This window comes from Streptomyces sp. NPDC021356 (assembly GCF_040641015.1).
Lineage (GTDB): Bacteria > Actinomycetota > Actinomycetes > Streptomycetales > Streptomycetaceae > Streptomyces.
Genome location: NZ_JBFACU010000008.1, coordinates 224,882 through 251,536 on the forward strand (window position 1 = coordinate 224,882; position 26,655 = coordinate 251,536).

Consider the following 26,655-nt stretch of genomic DNA (forward strand, 5'->3'; position numbering starts at 1 on the left):
GTCCTGCGGGACGGCGCCCGTCAGCGGGAGCGGCTCGGGATCACGCAGTTCACCGGCTGCGGGTGGCCGGTGGGCCAGCCGAGGCCGACGAACCGCAGCCTGCCCTGGCCCGCCTGGCCGGGATCCAGTTCGACGACCGCGACCGGCTTGTCGTACGGGTTCCCGGCGGCGGTCAGGCAGATCAGGCCACTCGTGCCCGGCACCCGGTGCGTGGACTGCAACTGGGACCATTCGGTGCCGACGTCCTCCAGCGTGGGGATCGTGCCCGCGTCGCCGTTCTGCACCTGGTGCAGGGCCGTGCCGATGGTGACCAGGCCGTCGTAGACGAGCATCGTGCGAGAGTCCTCCAGGTCGGGCGCGGCGCCAAGGCCCGTCCCGTCGTGGCGGGTGGTCTCGATCAGCGCCTTCAGAAAGTTCAGGGCCGCCTCGGGCTCGGTGAGGTACTGGGGCAGGTCCGCGGCGGCGGGCGCGCGGTGGTGGGCCGACGTCCACCGCTTCGTCCAGGCGGCCAGTTCGGCGGCCCAGGAGTCGGGATGCGCGGGGGCGCCGTACTGCACCGTGACCTTCGCGCTGCCGTCCGCGTCGCGCAGTTGCTTCCAGTCGGCTTGGGACATGCTCTGCCGCAACGAGGCCCCGTCGGAGCCGCTGACGACGGTGTAGTGCCGGTTGCCGCAGTCCATCTGGGCGAGCTTGAGGGCGAACAGCCTCAGGTGCAGGCTGCGGCCCGCGAAGTAGACGGTGTCGGCCGAACTGCCGCAGATGTTGTTGGCGATCTGCGTGAACTGATTGCCGGTCGACCCGGCCTCGTCGATCGCGGGCGAGGTGAAGGGCATCGCGTCGGGACCGGGCGGGCCGGTCTCCTTTATCCCGCTGAACGCCTTGGCCAGCGACTGGTTGTAGCTGTCCGGGCGCCTGTCGTAGACCAGTACCGTCCTGCGGTCCTCCCGGCCCTGCGCACCGTTGAACGCGGCCAGCGCCTGGGCCACGTCGTGGTTGGTCGGGATGATCCGGGCCAGGCCGGGATAGCGCGGCTTCGCCGTACGGTCCGCCGTGTCCTCGTTCGCGATCTGGTCCCCGGTGATCCGGGAGGCGAGCACCGGCACCTTGTGCTCCGTGAGCCGCCGCACCGCGTCCTGGGTCTCGTCGAGGCTGAGGTTGATCCCGGTGACGGCACGCAGCCGGTCCGTGGCGGAGGCCGCCATGCGCAGCAGGGTGTCGACGACGCTCGCCTGATGGCCGTACTCCCGCCCCGGGTTGGCCAGCACGAGCCGTATCTTCGGCGGCTCGCCCTCACCCGCGTTGGCCTTCAGCTGCCCCAGGTAGGCGCCCTGGAGATCGGCGCGCATCTCCCGCCGCAGCGCCGGGGTGTCCGACTGGAGCGGCAGCATCACCGCCACCGTCACGTGCGGCTGGCCGGCGATCTTCTCGTTCTCCTGCCGGATGGCCTCGGCCACGGCCTTGATCTCCGGGGTGCCGAAGTCGTACCCCGTCGCGTTGACACCGACGCACTCGCCGCCGATCCGCTCGACCCCCGCGGCGCAGGTGTCCGGCCGGTTCAGCACGTACACGCCGTACAGGGCCGCGGCCACGACGAGCGCCGTGGCCAGCAGCGTGTAGAGGATCTTCTTCCACCTGGGCACCCCGGTTACCTCCTCCGTCCGAGCTGGTCCGTGCACGAACACCGCAGCAGCGGCTGCTCGTTCTCCGCGAGGCCGCTCCAGTCGGTGGCCGTCCTGCCGAGCTCCCCCGCGCCGTCGAACTCCATGATCGACAGCAGGTCCAGCAGCTTGGCCAGCGTGCGGGCGGTCTCCCGGCCGGTCGGCCTGGTCCGCTCCTCGCACAGCCACACCGCGTGCAGCAGCTGGTCGACCGTGCGGCGCAGCGCGGGACCGTCCACCGCGACCAGGCCCTGCGCGCGGTCCCGGCGGGTGTCCGCCCCGCCCGGGTAGGGTGCCTGCGCGATCTCCAGCAGCTCCGCGCACCACTGCCGGGGGCGGCCGGGCAGCGTGGCAGCCAGGTGGCGCACCACGTCGTCGACGCCGCCGGACACCAGGTGGTGGTTCATCCGGTGCGCCGTGACCGAACGGAACGCCTCACCCGCCGCCGCCCCCTCCTGCGCCGTGCGCGCGGTGTAGTGGTCGCACAGCAACCGCTGGTCGGCGTACCAGGCGGCGCCGTCGGGCCGCAGCCCGTACAACCGGTGCACCAGCAGCTGGCGCAGCCCGAAGTCCCCGATGAAGTGCCGTTCGCAGCCGGGCCACCCGGTGTCGACGAGCAACTGCGTGATCTGATGTACCGTCAGCCGGTGTACGCGGGAGGCCTGGTGGTGACGGAGCAGGACGTCCGCGCACTCGGCGTCGTGCGCCACCGAGAGATGGGTGAGCAGGTCCAGCCACTGGTCGTGGTGCTCGCCCGGCAACCGCACCGGCAACTGGTCCAGCACCAGGCCCCGCAGCAGCGCCTCCGCCACCGGGCGCTCCCGCTCGCCGTCGTCCGGCAGGCGCAGCGGGGCGTCCAGGATGTCCCGGTCGTTGGCGTCCGCCGGCATCCGGAACGCCGCGGCGGCGGCCGCCAGCCGGATCACCGTGTACGGCCGTCCGCCACTGAGCCGGGCCACGGCGGCGTCGATCCGGCGCCGGTGCGCCCCGCCCTCCGCGTCCGTGCGCCGCCGCCCGCGCTGGATCTCCTGGCGGAGCTGGTCACCGGTGAGGAAGGGCATGCGCAGCAGCAGCACCCCGTCGGCCAGCGGGGCCCGCTCGGGCTGCGGGTCCGCCCGCCGGGCCCAGCGGTCGGGGACGCCGTCGGCGGGCCGGAACTCGGCCGGTGGCGACACCTCCTCGCGCGGCAGCCCCCCGTACAGGAAGGCGCCGCCGTCCGCACGGCGGGCCGTGGCCACGATCACCACCCGGTCGCGCTGCCCGCCCCGCCGGTCGGCGAGCACGGCCCGCAGCAACTGCTCGCCCAGCGGCTGTTCGGCGCGGTCGAGGAGGACCGCCGGGCGGCCGACCCGGCGCAGCCAGCCCACCATGCCCGTGTACGCCGCTTCGAGGTCCTCGCGCAGCGCCCGGAAGAGGAAGCTCTCCGCCAGCTCCCGGTCCTCCCCGCCGGCCTGGAAGTCGGCGGCCAGGGCGCGCAGCCCGTGCTCGGGCTGGCCGGCGGCGCCGGGATAGGCGCCGTAGATCCGTGCCAGCTCCGTACGGCCGCGGGGCGCCAGGTTCGCGAAGAGGGCGTCCAGCAGGGCGGTGCTCACCGAAGCCGAGTACGGGTCGAGGGCGCGCCCGGCCAGGGTGGTCAGCAGGTTGTGGCCGGCGCCGAGCAGCGCGCCGCGCCAGAAGTCGCCGGTTCCCAGGCCGCGCAGGCGCTGCCGCTGCGGTAACTCCTCGTACCGTTCGACCTCCTCCGCGACCGCGGCGGGGCTGCCGTCCGCGATGCCCGTCGCCAGCATCGCCAGGCCCGCGAAGAGACGGGGGAAGGCGAACGAGCCGCCCGTGCCGTGCCAGGTGGTGAGCCGCCGGGCGGTCTCGGCCAGCAGCTCGGTCGCGGCCGAGCGCGCGTCCGGCTCGGGCTCGGCCCGGTCCGCGTACACCGGCGAGCCGCAGTCCAGGTAGATCACCGGCACTTTGCCGCCGAAACGGTCCCGTACGGCGCGCAGCAGCCGGCCCTTGCCCATGCCGGGGCCGCCGGTGAGCAGCACGACGGGAAGATCGGGGCCGTACAGCGGTTCCCGGCCGGCACCCGAGGCCGACCGGCCGAGCAGGGACGCGAAGAAGCCTTCTTCGTCCAGGAGTCGTTCGAACCCCAGGTCCTCGCACACTGATCCGGATCCCCCATGGATGCTCCCCGCGGCAGGGCGGTGATCGTTGTGGTGGAAGGAGATTACTGGAATACCGGGCCATCCGCACGGACAAAGTCACGTAACGATGCGAAGGTGACGGGGGGTTGGAAACCGCGGGGGCGGCGCGGAACGGACAGCTGGGAACGGGCGGCCGGAGGCGCGGGGCGGACCGAGCCTCTGGAAATCCTCAAGTGGCTTGCCGCGGGGCGCGTGCGACCGGCACGGTGATGCGCATGGCAGCACTCGCGGGACTGAACAAGAAGCACGACTACGTGCTGGTCATCCGGGACGCCGACGTGGTCGCGGCGGCCCTGCGGCAGGCGCTGGCCGAGGCGTCTGCCGAGGAGCGCCCGGGCCTGGAACGAGCCGCAGCGCTCGTCCGGTCCACCGCCGCCGCCACCGAGAGCGGGCTGCGCGCCGACTGGGTGCGTTCCCGGCTGGCCGAGGCCGGTTTCACCGGGGACCTCGCGTCCATGGCCGCGCTGAAGGCGCTGCGGCAGGCGGAGCCGCAGCTGAGTCTGCTCGCGGCGGTGCGCCTGCAGAAGGAGGCCCTGGGGCACCCGGAGTGATCCGGGCCCGGCCCCGGACTACAGCAGGGCCTCCTGCGGGGACTCGGCGACCAGGCGGGCCAGCGCGCGCTCGTCCGTCTCGGAGGCGGGCATGAACACCACCAGATGCTGGTCGGGCGCCTCCGCCACGTCCAGCTTGGTGTAGTTCAGGTCGAGCCGCCCGGCCGCCGGGTGGCTGAAGCGTTTCATGGTCGGCCGGAACGCCCGCACGGGATGCTCGGACCACAGGGCGCGGAACTGGCTGCTCGACCTGGTCAGCGTGTCGATGAGCGCGGTGGTCCGCGGATCGTCGGGGTGCTGGCCGACGGCGATGCGGAACTGGCCGAGGATGTCGCGGACCTCGTGCTGCCAGTCGACCAGCAGCGACTGCATCTGCGGGCGGGTGAACAGCAGCCAGATGCTGTTGCGTTCCTCCTGCGGCAGTTGTTCGAGGCCGCCCACCAGGGAGGCGTAGGCCCGGTTGGCGGCCAGCACGTCCCAGCAGTCGTTGATGACGTGCGCCGGGTTCGGGTCGAGGGTCTCCACCAGCTTGCGCAGGGTCGGGTTCACCGCCGCCGGCCGCGCCGGCTCGGTGGGCAGCGCCGTCTCCGCCAGGGTGAACAGGTGCCGCCGCTCGGCCGGGGTCAGCTGGAGCGTCTGGGCGAGGGCTTCGAGGACCTGCCGGCTCACCCGGATGTCCCGGCCCTGCTCCAGCCACGTGTACCAGGTCAGGCTCACCCCGGAGAGCTGGGCGACCTCCTCGCGGCGCAGTCCCGGGGTGCGGCGCCGCGGTCCCGGGCTCAGTCCGAGCCGCTCGGGGGAGAGCGACTCCCGCCGGGACCTGAGGAACGCCGCCAGAAGCTCTCGCTGCATGCCGGCCATCCAAGCATCCCCTTCCGGGCCGTGTCCTGGTGGTCATTACACCAGCATGATTGGCCCTCTGTACCCCCTTCGCGCGAAGCCGCACTCTTCTTGTGTGACCACCAAATCGACCACCACGGGAACGAACAGCCCCACCGCGGCGCAGCCGGCCGCACCCGCCTGGGGAAGGCCCGTCGCCGTCCTCGCCCTCGGCTCCTTCGCCATGGGCACGGACTCCTTCGTCCTGGCCGGCATCCTGCCCCAGATCGCCGGCGGCCTGCACGTCTCCACCGGCGAGGCCGGGCAGACCATCACCGCGTTCGCCCTGACCTACGGCCTGGCGGCGCCCTTCCTGGCCGTACTGACCAGCCGGCTGCCCCGCAAGCCCCTGCTCGCCGTCGCGCTCGCCCTGTTCGTCCTCGCCAACCTCGCCTCCGCCGCCGCACCGAACCTGCCGCTGCTGCTGGTGGCGCGGGTCGTCGCGGGCCTGGGAGCGGCCCTGTACACGCCCAACGCCTCCGCCGCGGCGGCGGCGCTCGCCGGGCCCGCGGCCCGCGGACGCGCCCTCTCGGTGATCCTCGGCGGCCTGACCGTCGGCACCGTCTTCGGTGTGCCCGTCGGCACGGCCATCGGCCAGCACGTGTCCTGGGAGGCCAGCCTCGTCTTCGTCGCGGCCGTCGGCACGGTCGCGCTGCTCGGTGTGCTGCTGGTGCTGCCCGGTCTGCCGATCCCGCCGTCCATCCCGCTCGCGCAGCGGTTCGCCGTCCTGGCCAACCGCCGGGTCGTGGTGATGGTCGTCTTCATGCTCCTGGCCAGCGGCGCCAGCATCATGGTCTACACCTACACCGCGACCGTGCTCGCCCAGATCGCCGGCATCCACGGCACCGCACTCGCGGCCGCGCTGCTCGCCTGGGGCTTCGGCGGCATCTTCGGCTCCTTCGGCAGCGGCTTCCTCACCGACCGGCTGGGCGCGGCCCGCACCCTCACCTGCGCCGTCGCCCTGCTCATCGTCACGCTCGCCCTGCTGACGGTGTGCACCTCCCTGGTGCCCGTCGTCATCGTCATGGCGCTCAACGGCGCCGCGGGCTGGGCCGTGGCCACTCCGAACAACCACCGGCTGACCGAGCTGGTGCCGACGCTGCCCAGTGTCGTCATCTCCTTCAACTCCTCCGGCATCTACCTCGGCCAGGCCCTCGGAGCGGCCCTCGGCGGCATCCTCGTCGACCACGACATCACCGCCCGCGCCCTGTGCCTGACCGGCGTCGGCATCGCCGTGGTGGCCGGCGTCGTGCACGCCCTGATCCCCCGCCCGGCCACCGAGCCCGGCAACTGACGCCACCCGGGCGGGCATACGACACCAGGGCCTCTTGCGACTCGCCGGACTCGATGTCCGCGAGCTGTCAAGAGGCCCTGGCGTCATGGGGCGGGCCGACCGGCGGGCGGGGCAGCCCGCCGGTCGACAGCCGTTGCTAGGAGGGGCTGTTGTAGCGCTCGATCATGTGGGCGCGGCTGAAGGTCCAGTTGCCCTTCGCCGCCGACCAGCTGCCCGCCGGGGCGTCGAGGGTGCCGTCGGCCTTCGCGGTCCAGGTGATGGTCTTCACGCTGCCGTCGGAGTAGCCGTAGAACGTGGCCAGGTCGTCGCGGCCGTCGCCGTTGTAGTCACCGGTCACGAGCTGCATGTTCTCGCGGTAGTAGTTGCCGGCCGGGGTGGCCCACAGCTCCGTGCGGTTGCCGAACACACCGTTGGGGCCGCTGGGGGAGAACCCGATCAGCTTGTCGCTGCCGTCGGCGTAGTCGTACCAGGCGGCGACGTTGTCACGGCCGTCGCCGTCGAAGTCGCCGGAGACGAGGGTGGCGCGGGCGAACTCCCAGCCGGTGGGCGAGTTCCAGCCGGCCACCGGGTCAGCGAACCCGCCGTCGGGCTTGGCCGGGAAGGTGAAGAGCTTGACCTCGCCGGTGGCGTAGCCGTAGAGCGCGGCGAGGTCGTCGCGGCCGTCGCCGTTGTAGTCACCGGTGGTGAACTTCATGTGGCTGACGTCCCAGTTGCCGCTGGCGCGGTCGAAGGAGGTGAAGGGGCTGGCGAAGCCGCCGTCGGGCCGGGCCAGGAAGGTGTGCAGCGTGTCGTGGCCGTCGGCGTAGTCGTACCAGACGGAGACGTCGTCGCGGCCGTCACCGTTGAAGTCGCCCGCGTTCACGGTCATCCGCGAGAACGTCCAGCCGGTGGCGGCGCTCCAGGAGCGCTGCGGGGCCGAGAAGGTGCCGTCGCCCTTGCCGAGCCAGGTGATCAGGGCGACCTCGCCCGTGGAGTAGCCGTAGAAGGTGGCCACGTCCGCGATGCCGTCGCCGTTGAAGTCGCCCGTGAAGCGCTTCATGTTCTCGGCCCAGTAGTTGCCGGCCGCGGTGGACCAGCCCTCGGCCGGGCTGTCGAAGCCGCCGTCCGCCTTCGCCGGGAAGGTGTGCACCGTGTCGTGACCGTCGGCGTAGTCGTACCAGTCGGCCATGTCGCTGCGGCCGTCGCCGTTGTAGTCGTGACGGACCGTCGTGCCCGCGGCCCACTGCGCCTCGCCCTTGGCGTTGCGCAGGACGAGGTTGCCGCGGTCCTGGAGGACGAGCGAGCCGCCGGCGGCACTGGTGCCGGTGTGCCACAGGACGGTGGTCCCGTCGCTGTCGACCACGGCCAGGTCGCCGTTCGCGTCCAGTCGCGCACGGGCGCCCGGGTGGCCGCCGGTCTTCGTCGACCACCGGGTCTGGCCCGAGTCGGAGACGACGACCAGGTTGCCGTCGTCCTGCATGGTCAGACGTGCGGAGTTGGACGTCAGGGTGTCCCCGGGCAGCAGGACGCCGCCGGAGGCGAGGACGTTGCCGCGGGCCACGTCGTCCAGGCGGGTGGAGACGGCGCCGTTGCGGGTCTCGGCCGGGTCGGTGCCGAAGCAACCGCCCTGCCAGGACTGGCTGCTGACGGCGACCAGCTCCGTCTTCCCGTCCTTCTGGCGCACGATGGGGCCGCCCGCGTCACCGGCGCAGACGGCGTCCGCCGCGGTCTTGCCGTGCAGGGCGAGCGTGCCGCCGTTCACCGAGTCGACGCTGAAGGTCCCGGTGTGCAGCTTGAGCGGCGCCCACTCGTCCTTGGTCCGGCCGAACCCCGCCACCGTGACCTCGTCACCGGCGGCCGGCGGCGTCGAGGCGAGCGCCACCGGGGTGATGCCGGTGGCAGGCGAGGAGAGCCGCGCCAGGACCAGGTCGCGGTCGCTGCGCGGAACCAGCTCGACGACCTCACGGACCTGACCGGCGGTGCTCGTCAGGTCCGTGCGGCCTATGGTGGCCGTCGTCTTCCACTTCGGCTTGCCCGCGGGCACCTGGGCGGCACCGTCATCGGCGAAGCAGTGCGCGGACGCGGCCAGCCACTGCGGGGCCACCAGCGCCGCCGAGCAGGCACGTTGCCCGTCGCCGATGTCCAGGCGCGCGGCGAAGGCGAACCCGTTGTCGGTGACGGCGGGGCCGGTGACGGCGTGTGCCTCCGACACGGTCAGGCAGCCGGCCGCGAGGACCGCGGCGGCCAGCAGGCCGGCGCTCCTCGCGGAGGTTGAGCGGGGTCTTGACACGATGAACCTCTCCCGTTGGGGTCGCAGTGCGCGGGCGGCCCGGCCAGGACACCGGAGCAGGCTGGTGGAACCGGCCGCGCGAGAAGGCGGATGACGACGGCGGACCTGCCCTGGAGCACCTCGGCGGGGCTCAGCGCAGGCGCATGTGTCAGCCGGTGGCGCTGAGTTCGGCGAGGACGGGGCGCCGCCCGGAGCCGCGGGCATCGCCGGTGGCCCGGCCGGTGGCCTTCGGACACTCCGTCAGAACGCAGGCGGAGCCGGGCAGCAGCGTCCCGGAGGCACGACCTGTCGCCATGTGATTCCTTTCTCGGAGCCGAGAGGGAGCGGAGTGCGGGCACCGCGAGACGCAAGGGCCTCGCCGGGCGAAAGTAAAGCACATGGGTGAATCCCGTGAAGGTGACTCAACCCCTTTCACCAGCGAAGACATGACCGTACGGCTCCCCGCGCCCCGACCTGCGCACCGCCGGGACCACCCCGGCCGGGCCGGCACCGCCGAACCTGCGCCCCGTATGCATGACCGGCCGCGCGCCGGGAAAGGATGGACCGAATGCCGAGCGGGATAAGGCCCCCGGCACGCTGCTGTTCTCGGAGGAGATCGCGGCGCTGCACCGGGTGGGGCCGTGGCGTGCAGTGGCCGGCTCAGTGACGCCCTGGCCTGCGATGTCCCGCTCACTCCACAGGACTGGGCGGGCGCGCACGCGGACGGGAAGACGCCTGGCGCGTAGGGCCGCCCGGACCGGGCCTCCGGCACGGGGGGCGACCGTACTCCGTCCGGTCTCCGTCCGGTCTCCGCGCGGCGGGGCGGCGACGACCGCACCCACTGCCGCACGCCCGGCACCGCACGGGCCGCACGCTCGGCAGTCGGCGTGCCGGGCGGGCTCGGGCCCGAGAGCCGCCACAGGTCAGCTCATCAGCAGTGCCGCGTCCCAGCCGGGCGGGTCGGCGGGGCGAGACGGCTCGGCGTACGACGCGAGGGCGAGGGCGACGCCGGTGGCGCCGTCGAGCAGGGCGCAACTGTCCAGGCGCGTCAGGGGCGTGGTGCCCTGGACGGGACGCCGGTAGCCGAAGGCGGTGTCGGGAGAGTAGGCGGCCAGGAGCGCGTCGGCCAGGCGGTCGGCGCCGTTCCACAGGGCCGGGTCGTCGGTCGCGGCGGCCATGAGCGTGGTGGCGTGCAGGATGCCGGCCAGTCCGTGGCACAGGCCGGGGTCCTGGTCGGCGGCGAGTTCCTCGGGTGACCTGCGCAGCAGGCCCCGTAGCGCGCGTGCCGCCGTCCGGGTCACGGCCGGGTCGGCGAGGGCCCGGCCGGCCAGGTGCAGGGCCCCGGCGACGCCGGAGGTGCCGTAGCACCAGCCGGGCCGGATCCGGGCGGGGTGCGCCGACCCGGCGGAGGCGAGGGCACGTGGCCGTCCGGCTCGGCCGGCGGTCTGCTCCTCGTAGGAGATCCGTCCCGGCCACGCCGGTTCGCCCTCGGGGCCGCGGTGGGTGTGCTCGGCGAGCCAGTCGACCACGCGCCGGATCGCGTCCGCGTCGCCCGGCACTCCGTACCCGGCCAGTCTGGCCAGGGACAGCAGCGCCAGGGGGCCGCAGATGCCGTGTGCCGCACCGGTGTTGAAATCCCCGCGCGGGAAGGTCTCCCGGTCGCGCGGCACCAGGTAGTGCTCCGGGGCGCACCACCAGCCTGGGACCGGTATGCCGTCCACCTCGGCCGGCCGGGTCAGCTCGACCAGGTGGGTGAGGACGTCGGCCAGGACACGGGAGGCTCGGGCATGGCCGGTGGCGGCGGCCAGGAGCAGGATCCGGCCGTGCCGGGACAGGCCGGTGATCGCGTCGTAGTGGTGGTACGCCGGTCCGTCGCGTCGTCGGTCGGTGGGTGCCCGCAACCGGGACGTGCGCGAGACGAGGGCCGCGGTGTGCGCGTCCATGGCCTGGGCGGGCAGCTTCCCGCCCGCACCCGTGTGCCGCAGGTACAGCAGGGCGGGCAGGACCAGGTCGCCCGCCGAGGCGGCCCCGGCGCCCGGACAGGCCGTGGCCGCCGCCACGAGGTGGGCGCGGGCGGCCACGAGCGCGGCCGGGTCGTGCCGGGCGCAGCGCAGTTGCAGCAGGGCGACCCCGCTGTGACCGAGGAGGACCGAGGAGCCCTGCCAGGCCGGGAGCATCAGGTCCGCGGGCAGCGCGGCGAGACCCGCGCGGGTGCGGGCCGCGGCGTGGAGAGGGTCGCGGAGGGCGCGGGCGACCCGGTGCGCGGTGTCGAGTGCCGCTTCGCCGAGGTGGCGGCTGGGGCGGGACGGCGTCATCGGCCGTGCCGGGTCCGGTCGAGGCGCAGGCGCAGTCCTTCGCGGGCCGTGGCGTGTGCGCGCAGGTCCGCGTCGCGGTCGGTGCCGAGCAGGCGGTTGCAGTGCAGGTGGGCCAGGCTGAGGGCGACGGACGCCCGGCTCTCGGGGGCGAGCGCCGCCCGCAGGCGGCGCAGTGCGGCGGAACGGCCGCTCCACGGCGTCGGCGCGTGCGGGGTACCGGTCGGCGTGAGGGCGGATGCCACGGCCTCCTTGCGGGTCCGGGAGACGCCGGAGCGGCGGGCGAGGATCTCCGGGACGCTCAGCCAGTCCAGTGCCTCCTGCGGGGTGCCCAGGGAGGTGAGGATGTGGAGGATGCCCGGGGCGGCGTCGGATCCGGCGTCCGGCGTGGCGAGTTGGCCGAGAACGGCCGCGCTGTCCGCCGCGAAGACCCGCTCCGCCTCCGTGAGGGCCCTCGGACCGCCGTAGCGTTCGGTCTCGGGGTCGTACGTGTCGAGGACGAGGCGGTCCATGAGCCCGGCCTCGCGCAGGCTCCCGGCCCAGGTCCGCAGCGCGGGCAAAAAGACCGGCCACAGGCCCTGGGGTGTGCCGTGGACCCGTAGGCGCAGGTGCGGGTCCGGGTCGGCGTAGCGGAGGAAGAACCACCGGTCGGCGCCGGCCTCGTCGAGCAGGTCCGGTCGCAGCAGCGTGGGCAGGTGCCGGGTGAGGGCGTGTCGCTGGAGGGCGAAAGGCACGTACAGCTTGGCGTACAGCCATTCCCCGCCCGGCAGTTCGGCGCCCCCGCCGGCCGGGGGGCGCGGGACGCGGCGGGTGGGCGGCGGCGCGGGTGACGTCGCCGCGGGAGGGGGCTCAGGGCGGGGCTCCGGACGGGGCCGGCGGGCGAACAGCGGCAGGGTCAGCTCGGCCGCGTGCGCTCCGTTCGGGCCCTGGAGCCAGCGGCAGCCGGCGGGGCCTCCGTACCACTCGGTCATCGGCGCCGGTGCGGGCCGCCGTAGCTCCTCGTGCAGCAGGAGCAGGTGCAGCGGGTCGTCGAGATCCACGGTCAGGCGGTGGTCGGCGCGGGTGAGCCGCAGGTGGCGGGGGACGCGCCACTGTTCGCGCCAGCGGGCGACCTCGCGGTGCCAGCGGACGCCGGTGCCCTCGTCCCGGCGGGCGCTCTCGCGCAGCGCCCGGTCCGGCAGCCAGCGCGCCGGGCAGAGCACGGTCCGTCCGTGGCGGACGCGCGGCAGGGCCGGCGCCTGCGCCCAGGGGCCCCAGTCCCAGGGAGCGCACCAGCCGCGACCCTCGTGGCCGAGGTCCAGCAGGAAGCGGGCCGTGGCGGGTACGTGGCCGGAGGCCGGGTTGAGCATCGAGTACGAGACCGGCCGTACGAGGGTGCCGGTCGGCATGTGGACCAGGCGGAGGCGGTCGCCGTCGGCGTACACGGCCAGATCCTCCAGTCGCAGGTCGGTGACGTGGGCCGCGGCCGGGCCGACGCCGAGGGGGATGCGGTGCGGCAGCCACTGGGGTACGGCGGTGACGTTGCCGGACCGTACGACACGGGGGCGGTAGGCCACGACCGCCGGTGTCTCGGGCACGGGCTCCTGGGAGCAGGTCGTCGCCTCGCCGCGCAGGACGGTGTGCCGGACGGCCGGCTCCCCGCCCTCCAGGGCGGGGACGAAGCGGCCGGAGGTGGCGCCGGCCCGGGGGGAGCCAAGATGGGCGCCGAGCACGAGCGCGAACCGGCCCGCGCACAGTTCGTCCCATCCGGTGGCCGCGATCTCGGCGCCCAACTCCATGGAGGGCGGTGGCTGGTGGGGCCGGTCGGGGGCGAGGGCGGCGACCGTGACGTCGTCGAGCAGGATGTCGTCGGACTCGGAGCGGGCGGCTGCCAGCAGGAGTTCACCGAGAAGCCCGTCCCGCGCGGCTGCGTTCCGGCCGTCCCCGTCGCGGGCGGCCGGTTGTGGGATCTCGGTGCCGGCGCCCGTCCGGTAGGCGGCGGGCAGGCCGAGTCCGCGTGCCTCGTCGAGGAGTTCGCGCACCGGCACGGCCCGGTCGGTGCCGTACAGCTCCAGGAAATCCCGGTGGTACGGGCGCAGAGCGGCCATGCCGGGCGGGTTGCGGGTGAGCCGCCACAGGACGGTCGCCGCACGCTCGGCCTCCTCTCCCACCACGTGCGGCAGCACGAGCCGCGCGTCGAAGGCGAGGTCGCGCTGGATCAGGTGGCCGGACGGCGCCAGTGCGCGCATGCGGTCGGTCACCTCGGCCGCCTGCGGGCCGTGTTCGGTGAGCGGGGCGGTGTCCAGGGCGCGCAGCGCGGTGCGCACACCGGCCAGGGCCTCGGCGTGAGGGTGGCCGGATCCGACGAGCCGTTCCACGAGGTGGTCGAGCGGGGTGAGGCAGTCGGGCGGCGGAACCAGGTCGCAGAGCAGGAAACGCCCCGCCACGAGCCGGCCGAGGACCTGGCCGATCCCCTCGCGTGTGGCCCCCGGGAAGTCTTCGTGGAGCCGCCGGACGAGGGCGGGGAAGGCGAGGGGTGCGGCGGCGTGGTGCAGGGCGCTGCCGACGAGCCGGGTGTGGCGCACGGAGTGGGCGCGGCGCCGGGTGCCGTCCGCGTCGTGGTGGTCGACGAGGACGACCCGGCCGTCGCGGACGACGTGCAGGGGGTTGGTGACCAGCCGCGAGCGGGCGACGGGGCCGGGGGAGTCGAGCAGGCCGTCCAGGACGGTGTCGAGCCAGGTGGCGTCGGGCCGGCTGACGGCGTGGTGCGCGGTGCCGACCGCCTGGTGGGGGGCCGGTCCGAGGGAGGCGGGTGCCACACCGGCGAACAGGCCGAAAGGTGTGGGGCGATGGGTCATGCGCAGGTGGTACTTGAGTGCGGAGAGCAGGGTCCGCCGCAGCTTGCGGGGCGCGACCGCCTCCCGCGTGGCGCTCTTCGCCAGGTCGTCGGCGAGGCTCGGGCTGGCCAGCCGGACCGCCGCGGCGAACAGCGGATCGCCGGCCAGCCGCGCGAGCCGCGTGCGCAGAGCGGCGGGGTCGTCGAGGTCTTCGCAGGTGGTCCCCGCGCGGTGCGGGAGCGGGAGCGGGAGCGCCGCGGCCCGCAGCAGGATGCCGCTCCCGGCCTCGAACACGGTGATGTGGCCCATGGGTGGGGTCTGCCTCCATCCTGGTCGGGGGAGAACCGCCGAACCGGCGGGAGGGGTGGGCACCGGCGTCCGGCACCCACCCCCCATCGGGCTCTACGCGGGGTTCAGCAGCGGTAGTACGTGGGCGGGCAGAGCAGGCAGGTGCCCGTGCCGGTGGAGGTCGCGGGCTGCGGGCCGGGCCCGGCCACGTCCTCCGCCTCCACGTCCAGCCGCAGGTCGATGTCGAGGTCCAGGTCGATGTCCTGGCCGACGTCCCGGACCATGCCGGCCTCCGGGCTCACTGTGCGGGCCATGTCGTCTCCTTCCTGAGATTCCTGAAATCTCGGATCGAGTGACAGCGATGCTAGGAAGCTTCGGCTTCGGTCCGGGCCGAAGTGTGTTCCATCCGCTGGAGTGGATACCTTTTGCGCCAAGTTCCCGGAAGTCGCCTGCCGTTGTTGCCAGCGGTGGCTGGGTCGTGCTTATGCTCGCCCTCAGCGTCATCCGCTATAGCGAATGGCGGTCGACTTGGCGGTCGACTTCATCGCGCACTCATCGAGTACCTGGCGAACGCCCGGCGGACACCACGCCGAAAGGTCAGCGAACACCACGCCGAAATGGTCAGCGAACGCCACGCCAATGGTCAGCGAACACCACGCCGAAATGGTCAAGGGGGCCGTGCCGTCCATGGACGAGTTGCAGATCGTCGCCGTAGGGGACGTCTTCGTGCACCGTGAACAACCCGAGGAAGCGTTCCAGCATGTCAGCGGCGCCTTCCGGCAGGCGGACACGACGTTCGCGAACCTGGAGGGTGTCTACTGCACCACCCAGGAGCGTGCCCCCAGCGCGGGCGTCCCCGTCATCGCCGATCCCCGCCATGCGCGCGGCATCCCCGACGCCGGCTTCGACGTCGTCTCGCTCGCCAACAACCACAGCCTCGACGGCGGAACACTCGCCCTGCTGGAGACCCGCGAGCTGATGCGGAGCGCCGGGGTGGCGACGGCGGGAGCCGGGGAGAACGCCGAGGACGCGCACCGGCCGGCCGTGCTCGACACCGGCCGGGGCCGCGTCGCCGTCCTCGCCTACGCCTCCGTCTTCCCCTGCGGGTACGAGGCCCGCCCCGGGGTGCCGGGGCTGGCCCCGCTGCGGGCGAGCACCCTCTACGCCCCCTGGGAGACCAACGAGCGGAACCCGGGCCTGCTGCCCCGGGTCACCACGGTCCCCGACGAAGGGGACATGGAGGCGCTGCGCGAGGACATCGCCCGAGCCCGGGACCGGGCGGACGTGGTGCTCGCCAGCTTCCACTGGGGCGACTTCACCCGGCCCTACGTCCTCACCGACCACGAGGTGCGCACCGCCCGCGCCGCCATCGACGCCGGCGCGGACGCGGTCCTGGGCCACCACCACCACCTGCTGCGCGGGATCGAGTTCCACCACGGAAGGCCCATCTTCTACGGTCTCGGGCACTTCGCGTTCGACCTGCCCGGCCTTGAGGAACGGCTGCGGAAGTCCGCCTATCTCGGCCGCGGTGACGCGAGGCTGCGCCGCGAGAGCGCCCGCCGCTTCGGTGAGTTCCGTATCGGCCCCCGCGAGGGGCATCCGCTGCTCCCCTTCCACCCCGACGGCCGGCTCACCGGCTTCGCCCTCCTCGGGTGGGCCGGCGGCTCCGTCCGTGCCGGGTTCGCCCCGTGCGTCCTCGGCCCGGACAACAGCCCCCGCCCGGTGGCCGCCTCCACCCCCGAAGGAAAGGAGGTCATCGACTACCTGGAGCGCGCCTGCGCATACGAGGAGCTGCCCACGCGCTTCGAACGGGACGCCTTCACCTTCCACGGCATCCCCGTCACCGCCGTACGGCCCGGTGACTGACCGCCCGCACCGCACCACCTCCGACCCGCACCGCACCACCTCCGACCCGCACCGGCCGAGCGCCGCGGCGCGGGTCCGCAGGACACGGACACGGACACGAGAGAGGTCATCCATGTCGGATCGCAAGCGCTACACCGCCACGGAAACCGGCGAGGACTACTACTGGCAACGCGTGCGCCGCAACCTGGGCTGGCTGGGCAACACACTGGAGGAGCAGAAGGAACGCCAGCTCAAGCTGAAGAACGCGGTCATCGGCATCGCCGGCGTCGGCGGGATCGGCGGGGCCACGGCGGACCGGTTGGTCCGCATGGGGGTGCAGAACCTCAAGCTGGCCGACCCGGACACCTTCGAGGTCTCCAACATCAACCGCCAGTACGGCGCGAGCATAGACACCGTCGGCCGCAACAAGGCCGAGGTCGTCGCCGAGGCCGTCTACAACACCACCCGTGACGTCAACATCGACGTGTACCCCGAGGGCATCACGGAGGACGTCGTCGACGAGTTCTTCGAGGGCTGCGACTACGTCCTGGACAAGATCGAGCTGTACGAGGTCGAGGCCCGCTACACGCTGCACCGTGCCTTCCGCCGCTCCGAACGCTGCCGGTTCATGATGTGCACCCCGGTGTTCGGACACCGCACGTTCTTCTTCAAGTGGACGCGGGAGTCCATGACGGCCGAGGAGTACTTCGGCGTGCCCGAGGGCGAGGAGATGAACGAGAAGAACGCCGAGCAGCTCATCAGCAGGTTCATCCCGGAAATGCCGGACTACCCGGACCGCTCCGTGCTGGACGACTGGTTCGTCAAGGAGCGCGAGTGCCCGATCTTCGCCGGCACTCCGCCGCTGGCCCAGGGCATGCTCGCCTCCCGGCTGGGACAAGCCATCACGGGCCTCGACCAGTTGCCCGGCTCCACGCCCCTGCCCGTCATGCCCGGCTACGCGATGCTCGACACACAGAAGTGGGTGGCGAAGACGGTGGAGGGCCCGTGGTGGTGACCGAGCAGACGATGTCCCCCGCCCGGCCGTCCGCACCCGCGGGCACCGGCCTGCCGCGCCACGCCGTGTCACTGGCCTCCTGGCGGCGCGGCGACTACGAGCGGGTGTGGGAGCGGGCCGAGTGGATGCTGGGCAGCTCCACCGAGACCCTGGCCCGCACGGCCCCCGGCACACTGCTCGGGGTGCTCTTCTACCAGAACAGCACGCGCACCCGGCTCAGTTTCGAGGTGGCGGCCCGCCGCATCGGAGGCTCGTCCGTCGGTTTCTCCGACGCGACGACCACACGAGCCGGTGACTTCTACCGGGAGTCCCTGGAGGACACCGTGCGCGTCGTCGGCTCCTACACCGACGTCCTGGCGCTGCGGCACACCGACGACGACGCGGCGGAGCGCGCGGCGGCCGTCTCCCCCGTACCGGTCATCAGCGCCGGCACCGGGGACCGGGAGCACCCGACCCAGGCCATGCTCGACCTGTGGGTGCTCCGCTCCAAGCTGGGCAACCTGACGGGCGTCACCGTCGGCTACGTCGGCGACCCGGCCTGTCGCTACGCCCGCTCGCTCGTGCACGGGCTCGCCGCGTTCAACGCCGCGGGGATCGTCTTCCTCTCCCCGGACGGGGCCAAGGTCCCGGGCGACGTGCAGCGCACCCTGGCCCGGGCCGGGATGACGCGGCGCACGGCGGGGTCGGCCACGGAACTGCTCCGCGGCGTCGACGCGGTGACCATCATCCCGTTCGAGCTGTCCGACTTCCACGAGAGCGCCGTACGCTCCCACAGCCGGTCGGCACGGCTCGACGAACGGTTCGTGTTCGACGGCGCGCTGCTCAGCCGGACGGGTACGGGGGTCCCGGTGGTCCACACCGGGCCCCGCGGCCCGGAGCTGCCACCGGAGACGGACGACGTGCCGAACGTGCACTACTTCGAGGGCGTCACCAAGGGCGTCTACCTCCGTGCGGCCCTGCTGGCCGAGCTGCTCGCCGAACACCGCCGCCGGTAGCGCGCCGCGCGGCACATGCCGCCGGCGTGGGTACGGAGCACCGACGGGCCGTGCCGTGGCCGCCCGCCCCAGCACGGGTCCACCGGCACGGCGCGTCGGCATGGCTCCGTCGGCACGGCGCGTCGGCACGGCTCCACCGGCACGGCCCGTCGGCACGGCTCCACCGGTACGGCTCCATCGGCACGGCTCCGCCGGTACCGCTCCCGCGTGCCTGCCGCTTCGGCCCCTCGAACAGGAGGAACTCCCCATGTCCGACGACCCGTTGGGCGATGCTCTGGTGGCGGAGCTGCGCGCCGGCGCCCCGCGCTGCCGCGTCCTGACCGGCGACGAGGTGACCGAGGGCCACCTGCGCGACGAGGCGGCCGGGGCGCCCTTCGGGCGGGCCCGGGCAGTGGCCCTGCCCCGGGACACCTCGGAGGTGTGCGCCATCGTGCGCACCTGCGCCGGACTGGGCGTGCCGATCGTTCCCCGCGGCGCGGGCACGGGGCTGTCCGGCGGCGCCAACGCCGTCGAGGGCTGTCTGGTGCTCGGTACCGAACGGATGGACCAGGTGCTCTCCGTCGACGTGGACGACCACACGGCCACCGTGCAGCCGGGTGTCGTCAACGACGACCTCAAGCGGGTCTGCGCGGAGCACGGCCTGTGGTACCCGCCCGACCCGGCGTTCCGCGTGGTCGACGATCGGCGGCAACGTCGCGACCAACGCCGGCGGCATCTGCTGTGTGAAGTACGGGGTCACCCGCGACTACGTGCTGGGGCTGGAAGCCGTCGTCGCCGACGGTACGGCCGTGCGGCTGGGCGGCCGTACCGTCAAGGGGGTGGCAGGGTACGACCTGCGCGGGCTGTTCACCGGCTCCGAGGGCACCCTCGGGGTGATCACCGAGGTGACGCTGCGGCTGCGGGCCCGCAGGCCCGAGCCGCCGGTGACCGTGGTCGGCTTCTTCGACGAGCTGACCGCGGCCGGACGGGCCGTCGCGTCGGTGGCGGCCCGCGGGCTGACCCCCATGGCCCTCGAACTCGTCGACCGGCACTGCCTCCAGGCCGTGGACGAGTGGAAGCGCATGGGCCTGCGGCCCGGTGCCGCGGCCCTGCTGCTCGCCCGCAGCGACGCGTCCGGCGGTGCGGCCGAGGAGGAGGGCCTGGCACTGCTGGACTGTTTCCGGGGCGCGGGCGCCACATGGGCCGACGTGTCCACCGACCCGGTGGAGGCGGACGCCCTCTTCGAGGCCCGGCGCCTGGCCTACCCCGCACTGGCCCGCCGCGGGCCCGTGCTCACCGAGGACGTGTGCGTGCCCCGCAGCCGCGTACCCGAGATGCTGGAGCGCATCGCCGGGATCTCCGCCGCCCGGGACGTCCCCGTGGCCAACATCGCGCACGCCGGGGACGGCAACCTGCACCCCCTGATCATCGTGCCCGGCACGGACGACGCGGCCCTGGCGAGGGTGCACGGCGTCTTCGAGGAGCTGATGGACGCCGCCCTCTGCCTGGGCGGCACCGTGACCGCCGAGCACGGCGTGGGCCTGCTCAAACGCGGTGGTCTGCGGCGCGAGTCCGGCGCTGCCTCCCTCGCGCTGCAGCACGCCGTGAAACACGCACTGGATCCGCGGGGCCTGTTCAACCCGGGCAAGGTACTGGCTGCCGAAGCGAACTGACGTCCCGTCAGCCAGTGCTCCGTCGCGCCGGCGCCGGCCCCGGTGTTCCCGCCGTTCGCCTGCGATCGCTTGTGGAGGCAGGCGTGCACCGGCTGACCGCGGAGGCCGGCCGCCCCGGGACCGGCTCGCAGCTCCTCGGCGACGCGGCCGCCGTCGCCCGCGCGGCCCTGCGCGCCGCACACCCGGAACCCGTCAACCGCCCCCGGCGCCGTCCCATGACACCGGCGCGGCCTGATCCGGAGCCGGCGGCCCGTTCCGGACCGGAACATGCCGCGGCGCCGGATCGAGCCGCGGCCCCGGGCGCGTCGCCGCCCTGACAAGGCGCCGCCCCCGGTGCGTCAACGCAGCGAGCCGCCGCTCCTCCGCCCCGACGCCCCCCGGGACCGCCCCGCCCTGCCGGGCGCAGCCTCAGGTCGCCCCGCCGGGCGCAGCCTCAGGCCGCCGCGCGGGTGCGGAGTTCCTGGAGGTCCAGGCCCAGCCAGTCCCGCAAGCCGCGCGCCCCTTCCTCCGGAACCCTGATCACCCGGTTGCCGGAGGCCCTGACGACCCAGCCGAGTTCGAGGAGCCGGCTGAGCAGCGCGGCGCCCACCGCGCCCGCCAGATGGTGGCGCTGTTCGGTCCAGTCGACGCAGTAGCGCACGGTGGGCCGGGCGGTCCGCGGTGGCTTCACCCCGACCTCGTCCAGGGTCCGCCAACCGTCCTTCGTGACCTCGTAGGTGAGGTCCCAGCCCGGCGCGGACAGCCGGTCGCGGACCGAATGGGCGGGGTCGTGCAGCCCGTCACCGCCGACCAGGGCCCGCCGTTCGAGCAGGGAACCCATCAGGCCGACCCCGAGATGGCCCGCCAGGTGGTCGTAGCAGGTGCGGGCCAGGCGCAGGGAGGCGGCCCGCGTCCCGGACCGCAGGGACCGCGGGGTGAACGGGTGCGCCAGGGTGGCCAGGGACTCCAGTGCGTGGGCGACCTGGGCCGAGGCGAGACTGTAGTAGCGGTGGCGGCCCTGCCGGCGGACCGTCAGCAGTCCGCCGTCGACCAGCTGCGCCAGGTGGCCGCTGACCGTCGACGGTGCCACGCCGGCCTCCGCCGCGAGCATCGTCATCGGAAGCGCCCGCTGGTCCAGGAGGGCGAGCAGGATCCGGGCCCTGGTCCTGTCCCCGATGAGGGAGGCCGGAGTGAGGAAGTTCGCGTCTCCCGCCAAGTCGCGCATGACTCTCCCGAATGGTCGGTGCAGTGGCCTTCACGTCTCTCCATGCTGTCACCGATCCGCGGACAGCCGACCCGCCGCCGCGTTCTCCGCGTCGATTTCGCGCCGCCTTCCGCCGCGCCCGAGCACGGTGCGCCCGCCGCGCCGCCACACCCCGCGGCGAGGCGTGAGACACGCTCTGCCAGCACATTTCGACCCGGCCCGAAGCTTTCGGGGACTAGATTGGCGAACGACCGCATCCCCCCTCGTGCGGACCGCCCCGGCAGGCCGGGGCCCTGGTCCGCGGGGTATCACCGTCTATTCGTGGAGGTGCTGATGGGCCGCGAGCTGATCGTCCGGGGAAAGGTACCCGGCTACCGCTATTCGCCGGGTGTCGTAGTCGGTGACACCGCCTATCTGGCGGGTCATTTCGGCGTCGACGGCGAGGGGAAACTGGTGGCGGACGAGGTGGCCGGGCAGGGGCGCCGGGCACTGGAGAACCTGCGTTCCACGTTGGAGGCGGCCGGGATGGGCCTCGCGGACGTGGTGAGCATGCGCGTGTGGCTCACCACGTACGACGACATGCCGGCCTTCGACGCCGTGTACGGCGAGTTCTTCGAGACGGACCCGCCCGCCCGTACGGCCTTCATGGTGGAGCGGCTGCCGCTGGGCGCGGCCGTGGAACTCGATGCGATCGCCGTGCGCGACTCGGCCGAGGTGAAGGCACGACTGGCCTGATGCCGGGCCCGGAACGAAACGAAGGAACGCCGATGTCCCTCGACGACGTCAATTCTTCCGCCGCGGTGGCGAGCGAGGCTCCCCGGACGCCGGGGACCGCGTCCCGGCTGCCGCTGATCGCGCTCTGCCTGGGCTTCTTCATGGTCATGCTGGACGCGACGATCGTGACCGTCGCGCTGCCGCCGATCGGCAAGGAGTTCGCCACCGGGGGAGACCTGACCGGCGCCCAGTGGGTCGCCGACGGCTACACCATCGTGTTCGCCGGGCTGCTGCTCTCGGCGGGGTCGGTCGGTGACCGGCTGGGCAGCAAACCGGTGTTCCAGGCCGGGCTCGGCCTGTTCGTCCTGACCTCCGTGGGCTGCGGCATCGCGCCGTCCCTGTGGTTCCTGGTCGTGATGCGCCTGCTGCAGGGCCTGTCCGCGGCGCTGGTCGTTCCCACGTCGCTGGCGCTCATCCACGCCTCGTACGCGCGCAAGGAGGACCGTGCGCGCGCCATCGGGGCGTGGGGAGGCATCGGCGGCATCGCGGCGGCGTCCGGGCCGGTGCTCGGCGGGCTGCTGGTCGCGGCCTTCGGCTGGCGTTCGGTGTTCTACGTGAACCTTCCCTTCGGGCTGCTGGGCATGTACCTGACCGCCCGGCACGTGCGCGCGCCGCGGCCGAGCGGCGAACGCGGCCTGGACCTGCCCGCCCAGGTCCTCGGCATCCTGGCCCTCGGTGCCCTCACCCTCGCCATCATCGAGGGCGGCCACCGCGGCTGGTCGGCCCCCCTGGTCGTGGCCGCCTTCGTCCTGTTCGCCGGGTGCGGAGCAGCGTTCCTGCTGGTCGAGGGACGCGTCCGCAACCCCATGCTGCCGCTGTCCCTGTTCCGCCATCCCTCCTTCTCCGGCGCCACGGCCGTGGGCCTGCTGCTCAACATCGGCTTCTACGGGCAGTTGTTCGTGGTCACCTTCTACTTCCAGCAGTACCGGCACTACGCCGTGCTGTGGGCCGGGCTCGCGATCCTGCCGCAGACCGCCATGGCCGGCCTCGCCTCCGCCCTCGGCGGACGCATGACGGCCCGCACCGGCCCGCGGACCCCCATGACGCTGGGCCTGCTGGTCGGCACGGCAGGCTTCTTCGCCCTGCTGGCCGCCGGGGGCTCGACCCCGTACTGGGTGCTGGTGCTGCCCCTGGCCGCGATCGGCTTCGGTACGGCGTTCACCATGCCCGCGGCCGTGGCCGCGGTCGTGGAATCGGCGCCACCGGAGCGTTCGGGCGTGGCCTCGGGCGTGCTCAACGCCAGCCGTCAGGTGGGGAGCGCCATCGGAGTGGCCCTGCTCGGCTCGCTCGTCGCCACCCAGGCACACTTCGAGACCGGCATGCGCGTGGGGTCGGTGATCAGCGCCTGCTGCTTCCTGGCGGGCGTGCTGGTCGCCGTGACGGCGGTGGGGCGGGCGCCCGAGGAACAGGTGAGCGCCGTCTGACCCACGCCCCTGGGCAGCCGCGGCCCGTGGACCGGGAAGGCCGCCGCCACCGGTCGTCCTGTCCGTCACCGAGGCACCGTCCCTCCGCCGACCGGTAGCATCGATCGGTACAGCGGACGGCCCCGCCCGGGGCCGGGTCTCCAGCAGAGGACGGCCGATGAAGGAGAGCGACCTCCCCGGCGGGCAGGGCGGGCGCCCGCTGCTCGCCCAGTTCGGCGAGCGTCTGCGCGCCCTGATCGTCGCTCTCTACCCGGACGAGCGGCAGCGGCCGGGGTACGCCAAACTCGCCGCGCAGATCAGACAGAGCACAGGCGGCACGATCTCGGCGACCTACCTGTGGGAGCTGGCCACCGGCAAGAAGCGCAACCTCACCGTGGAGCAACTCGACGTCCTCGCCGAGTTCTTCGGGGTACCGCCGGAGTACTTCTTCGACGACGAGGCCGCCGAACGTGTGAGGGCGCAGCTCAAGCTCGCCTCCGCACTGCGGGACGCCCGCGTGCGCAACCTGGCCATGCGCGCCGACGGGCTCTCCCCCCAGACACTGGACGCCCTGCTCACGATGGTCAACGAGGCCCGCAGGATCCAGCAGTTGCCGGAGGTCGCCGCGCCGGGCGAGGCGGAGCCGGACAGCTAGGGCCCGTCAGAAGGGCCTTAGGGCTCGGTCCCGGTCCCGCTCCCGGTCCTGCGGCGGGAACAGGCCGGATCAGACCCGGGCAGCCGGACGTGAGCCGCAGGTGCGGTCACGTCCGGTCCGGTCGCAGCGGGCCAGGACCCGTCGCCGGTTGGCCGAATCCCACCGCAACGGTGATCACTCGGTTGACCCGGTTCGGTGCCGTGCCGAAGCATGTGCGGCCTTGACGTTTTGCAGGACGAGCGACCCGGAGAGTGCACGCTTCTCGTCATCATCCCCCCACGAGGTGAAGACACCCCCATGCCGCACTACTTCAGTACACTGCGCCGCCGCTGCCAAGCAGTGGTCGACGACCTGGACCTTCCTCGGCCGTTCTCCCCCGAATCCTTCTGCGCGCACCTGTCCCGGCAACGCCGGCGCCCGATCAGTCTGCACGCCTTTCCGCCGGCGGCTTCGGGCCAGACAGCCTGCGGAATGTGGCTCGCGACCGAAACCGGCGACCACATCTTCTTCGAGACGCACACCACACCGCTCCATCAAGAACACATCATCCTCCACGAGATCGCCCATCTCCTCTTCGACCACGGTTCGCAGGCCTCGTTGGCGGTGGACCTGACGCACCTGTTCACCGACCTCAGTCCGGCCACCGTGCGCCGGCTCCTGGGCCGCACCAGCTACACGACGGTCCAGGAGCAAGAGGCCGAGATGCTGGCGAGCCTCATCAGGACCGCCACCGAGCGGCAGGGCGGCTCGCCGCCGACGGGAGTGCTGGGCAACCTGGAGGCAGCCCTCGGGGTCGGCGGTCCGCATGCGCACTGATCTGACCGGGGCCGCCCGCCTCGTCGAGGACGCGGGTACGGCGGCCGTCTGGATCGCGGTCCTGCTGCGGATACCGGCGGCCCGGCGCGACCGCCGCCAGCGCGGCCTGTGCCTGGCGGTCGCCGCGGCCGCGGCGGCCATGGCCCTGCGCCTGGGCCCCGTCGCCAAGGCCATCGACCTCCTCACCGGCGACCCCCGCGCCACCCAACTGGCCATGCACCTGCTGGGCGCGCTCTCCGCCATCGTCGTCCTCGACTTCGTCCTGACCGTGACGGGCGGCGGCCCGCCCCGGCCCTGGCTGCACATCGGCGGCGTGTTCTGCCTGCTGACGCTGCTGGCCCTCGACGTCTCGGCACCGGCGCACTCCCAGGACGTCATCGGCCCGCACGGCGCACCCGAGCCCTCCCTGGTCTTCTGGCTCACGCTGGTGTCCATGCACCTCGCGGCCGACGGCACCTGTGTCGTGGTGTGCTGGCGCTACAGCCTGCGGGGCAACGCCGGGCCGTCCCGCACGAGCCTGGCGTTGTTCAGCATCGGCACGGCCTTCGCCGGCCTGTTCTGGATCGCGGACCTCCTGTACATCCAGGTGCGTTCACCGTGGATCCCGGCATGCCTCTGTGTGACGATGGGCCTGCACGGGTTGCTGCGCGCCGCCTCCATAGTCGTCCCCACGCTCCTCGACGCGCGCCGCGCCGCCGCCGACATCAAGGTGCTGCGCAGGCTGGCCCCGCTGTGGCGGGACCTGATCGACGCGGTGCCCTCCGTCGCCCTGTACGCGCCGCGTCACCCCCTGCTGGAGACGCTCTGGCCGCGGGGCCCCAGGGACCTGATGGTCTACCGGCAGATCGTGGAGATCCGCGACGCGATCCTCGTCCTGCGCGCGTACGTCCCCGAGGACGGACTCGTGCCGCCCGGGGACCGCGAGACCCCGGCCCCCCGAGGCGCCCGCAGGCCCCTCCCGTCCGGCGGGGACCGTGAGGCGGTCGCCGTCGCACGCATGCTGCACACCGCCCGGCGCGCGAAACTCGCGGGCCGCCCGCCGCACCGGCACTCCGGCCGGTTGCCCCAGCCCAGTTGCGCGGACGTGGCGGCGGAGACGGACTTCCTGACCAGGGTCGCCGACGCCTACCGCCGGCCGGTCCCGCCGCACCCCCTGCCGGCACAGGCCGCGAGCCGCCCCGCCGCGTGAAGCCGGCCGTGCACGTCCGCGTCGGGCCGTCTCCGCGCGGCGGGGCGGCCGGGCGCCTCACCCGCGTTCGCGCAGGTACGCCTCCAGCTCGGCGGCCCCCGCCAGCAGCGCCCGCCCGCGCTCGGACAGCCGGCCGCGCCAGTCGCCCAGCGCGGCCTCCAGCGGCTTCGGCCCCCCGGCCGACCGGACCTGGGCGATCAGCGGGGCGATCTGCTCCAACAGGTAACCCCCGCGCCTGAGTTGACCGGCCATCCGGGCATCCCGTACGTCGGCGTCGTCGTAGACCCGGTACCCGGTGTGCGGATCGCGGCGCGGCCGCACCAGTCCCGCGCGCTCCCAGGCGCGCAGCGTCGCGGGCCGGATCCCGAGCTGCCGCGCCAGCGGCCCGATGAACGTGCCGCCGCCGGGCCCGGGTGCGGTGCCGGGGTGGTGCGTGGCGGCGGGGTGGTGCGCGGGGGCGAGGTGGTCGTGCGCGGGGGCGCGTGCCAGGTCGCGGAGGGCCTTCTCCACGGCATCGAGGGTCCTGCGGTCGTCGAGGAGTCGGGCGTGGCTCTCGTCGATGAGGCGGAACGCCTCGTCGGCCGCGCCGCGGTGCACGGCCCGCATGACCGACGCGGCCGAACGGTGGCCGTGGCCGGGTGCCAGGGCGAGGAACGCGCGCAGGGCCCCCGCGTGCAGCGAGGTGTAGACGCGGTAGCCGTGGGGTGTGCGCTCGGCGGCCGGAAGGATGCCGGCCTCCTCGTAGTTCCTGACGGCCTGGGTCGACAGCCCGTGCCCGCGAGCCAGATCGACCGGCCTGAGCCGATCAGCCCGCTGCGGGTGGGTACTTTGAGGGTTCCGCGCCATGAAGCGCTGTACTCCTGCCCGTATCGCGAAAAAGTTTCAAC

General features: G+C 73.6%; 21 protein-coding genes and 1 pseudogene. 11 read left to right on the top strand and 11 right to left on the bottom strand.

The genetic code is table 11. From position 1 onward, the window contains the following. Positions 1–20: 20 nt before the first annotated feature. Both AB0G56_RS13400 and AB0G56_RS13405 read right to left on the bottom strand, forming a co-directional pair. Positions 21–1,640, bottom strand: coding sequence for an amino acid ABC transporter substrate-binding protein (locus tag AB0G56_RS13400; protein WP_360968173.1), 1,620 nt, complete (start codon positions 1,638–1,640; stop codon positions 21–23). Between the two features lie 5 nt (positions 1,641–1,645). Beyond that, positions 1,646–3,814 carry a hypothetical protein gene (locus AB0G56_RS13405; RefSeq protein WP_360968176.1) on the bottom strand — a complete coding sequence of 723 codons (2,169 nt, stop codon included), beginning with the start codon at positions 3,812–3,814 and terminating at the stop codon, positions 1,646–1,648. A gap of 254 nt (positions 3,815–4,068) precedes the next feature. Between AB0G56_RS13405 and AB0G56_RS13410 the strand changes: the two genes are divergently transcribed. Further along, positions 4,069–4,404 (top strand): hypothetical protein, encoded by a 336-nt coding sequence (locus AB0G56_RS13410; RefSeq protein ID WP_360968179.1) that lies wholly within the window; start codon positions 4,069–4,071, stop codon positions 4,402–4,404. A gap of 18 nt (positions 4,405–4,422) precedes the next feature. Here the strand turns inward: AB0G56_RS13410 and AB0G56_RS13415 are convergent, their stop codons facing one another. Beyond that, the gene (locus AB0G56_RS13415) at positions 4,423–5,256 is read right to left on the bottom strand and encodes a helix-turn-helix transcriptional regulator (protein WP_360968181.1); all 834 of its coding nucleotides are present in this window, start codon (positions 5,254–5,256) and stop codon (positions 4,423–4,425) included. Between the two features lie 103 nt (positions 5,257–5,359). Between AB0G56_RS13415 and AB0G56_RS13420 the strand changes: the two genes are divergently transcribed. Next, a complete protein-coding gene (locus tag AB0G56_RS13420; protein ID WP_360968183.1) occupies positions 5,360–6,577 on the top strand; it encodes an MFS transporter in 1,218 nt (405 codons plus the stop codon). Between the two features lie 136 nt (positions 6,578–6,713). Here the strand turns inward: AB0G56_RS13420 and AB0G56_RS13425 are convergent, their stop codons facing one another. The 6 genes from AB0G56_RS13425 to AB0G56_RS13450 all read right to left on the bottom strand — a co-directional run bounded on the left by AB0G56_RS13425 (position 6,714) and on the right by AB0G56_RS13450 (position 14,930). After that, on the bottom strand, positions 6,714–8,846 hold the full coding sequence (locus AB0G56_RS13425; protein ID WP_360968186.1) for an FG-GAP-like repeat-containing protein: 2,133 nt from the start codon (positions 8,844–8,846) through the stop codon (positions 6,714–6,716). A gap of 148 nt (positions 8,847–8,994) precedes the next feature. After that, entirely contained in the window at positions 8,995–9,141 is a 147-nt protein-coding gene (locus AB0G56_RS13430) for a hypothetical protein (RefSeq protein WP_360968189.1), read from the bottom strand. Positions 9,142–9,748: 607 nt separating this feature from the next. Continuing rightward, positions 9,749–11,140: a lanthionine synthetase C family protein gene (locus AB0G56_RS13435; protein ID WP_360968192.1), complete on the bottom strand. Its 1,392-nt coding sequence runs from the start codon at positions 11,138–11,140 to the stop codon at positions 9,749–9,751. Continuing rightward, positions 11,137–14,262, bottom strand: coding sequence for a lantibiotic dehydratase (locus tag AB0G56_RS13440; protein ID WP_360968195.1), 3,126 nt, complete (start codon positions 14,260–14,262; stop codon positions 11,137–11,139). Before AB0G56_RS13440 ends, AB0G56_RS13435 begins: the two co-directional genes overlap by 4 nt. A 104-nt stretch (positions 14,263–14,366) precedes the next feature. Continuing rightward, complete coding sequence (locus AB0G56_RS13445; protein WP_360968198.1) at positions 14,367–14,555, bottom strand: hypothetical protein; 189 nt, start codon at positions 14,553–14,555, stop codon at positions 14,367–14,369. Positions 14,556–14,741: 186 nt separating this feature from the next. Next, the gene (locus tag AB0G56_RS13450) at positions 14,742–14,930 is read right to left on the bottom strand and encodes a hypothetical protein (RefSeq protein WP_360968201.1); all 189 of its coding nucleotides are present in this window, start codon (positions 14,928–14,930) and stop codon (positions 14,742–14,744) included. On the opposite strand from AB0G56_RS13450, the gene AB0G56_RS13455 reads away from it, so the two are divergent. From AB0G56_RS13455 to AB0G56_RS13470, 4 genes and pseudogenes are all read left to right on the top strand, one after another. Beyond that, positions 14,929–16,107 carry a CapA family protein gene (locus AB0G56_RS13455; RefSeq protein WP_360968204.1) on the top strand — a complete coding sequence of 393 codons (1,179 nt, stop codon included), beginning with the start codon at positions 14,929–14,931 and terminating at the stop codon, positions 16,105–16,107. The genes AB0G56_RS13450 and AB0G56_RS13455 overlap by 2 nt on opposite strands. 112 nt (positions 16,108–16,219) lie before the next feature. Next, positions 16,220–17,101: a ThiF family adenylyltransferase gene (locus AB0G56_RS13460; RefSeq protein ID WP_360968207.1), complete on the top strand. Its 882-nt coding sequence runs from the start codon at positions 16,220–16,222 to the stop codon at positions 17,099–17,101. Beyond that, the gene (locus tag AB0G56_RS13465) at positions 17,098–18,096 is read left to right on the top strand and encodes a hypothetical protein (RefSeq protein ID WP_360968210.1); all 999 of its coding nucleotides are present in this window, start codon (positions 17,098–17,100) and stop codon (positions 18,094–18,096) included. The genes AB0G56_RS13460 and AB0G56_RS13465 overlap by 4 nt, the downstream gene beginning before the upstream one ends. Positions 18,097–18,343: 247 nt before the next feature. Further along, positions 18,344–19,748 (top strand): annotated as a pseudogene (locus AB0G56_RS13470) (FAD-linked oxidase C-terminal domain-containing protein). 433 nt (positions 19,749–20,181) lie between these two features. Here the strand turns inward: AB0G56_RS13470 and AB0G56_RS13475 are convergent. Further along, complete coding sequence (locus AB0G56_RS13475; protein WP_360968212.1) at positions 20,182–20,952, bottom strand: winged helix-turn-helix domain-containing protein; 771 nt, start codon at positions 20,950–20,952, stop codon at positions 20,182–20,184. A gap of 300 nt (positions 20,953–21,252) precedes the next feature. On the opposite strand from AB0G56_RS13475, the gene AB0G56_RS13480 reads away from it, so the two are divergent. From AB0G56_RS13480 to AB0G56_RS13500, 5 genes are all read left to right on the top strand, one after another. After that, a complete protein-coding gene (locus AB0G56_RS13480) occupies positions 21,253–21,666 on the top strand; it encodes a RidA family protein (protein WP_360968215.1) in 414 nt (137 codons plus the stop codon). A 32-nt stretch (positions 21,667–21,698) separates the two neighbouring features. Continuing rightward, positions 21,699–23,129 carry an MFS transporter gene (locus tag AB0G56_RS13485; protein WP_360968218.1) on the top strand — a complete coding sequence of 477 codons (1,431 nt, stop codon included), beginning with the start codon at positions 21,699–21,701 and terminating at the stop codon, positions 23,127–23,129. Between the two features lie 157 nt (positions 23,130–23,286). Beyond that, entirely contained in the window at positions 23,287–23,763 is a 477-nt protein-coding gene (locus AB0G56_RS13490; protein WP_360968220.1) for a hypothetical protein, read from the top strand. A 471-nt stretch (positions 23,764–24,234) separates the two neighbouring features. After that, entirely contained in the window at positions 24,235–24,579 is a 345-nt protein-coding gene (locus tag AB0G56_RS13495) for a hypothetical protein (RefSeq protein WP_360968223.1), read from the top strand. Further along, on the top strand, positions 24,569–25,768 hold the full coding sequence (locus AB0G56_RS13500; protein WP_360968226.1) for an MAB_1171c family putative transporter: 1,200 nt from the start codon (positions 24,569–24,571) through the stop codon (positions 25,766–25,768). The genes AB0G56_RS13495 and AB0G56_RS13500 overlap by 11 nt, the downstream gene beginning before the upstream one ends. A 57-nt stretch (positions 25,769–25,825) precedes the next feature. On the opposite strand, the gene AB0G56_RS13505 is transcribed toward AB0G56_RS13500, so the two are convergent. After that, positions 25,826–26,614 carry a TioE family transcriptional regulator gene (locus AB0G56_RS13505; protein ID WP_360968228.1) on the bottom strand — a complete coding sequence of 263 codons (789 nt, stop codon included), beginning with the start codon at positions 26,612–26,614 and terminating at the stop codon, positions 25,826–25,828. Positions 26,615–26,655: the final 41 nt, after the last annotated feature.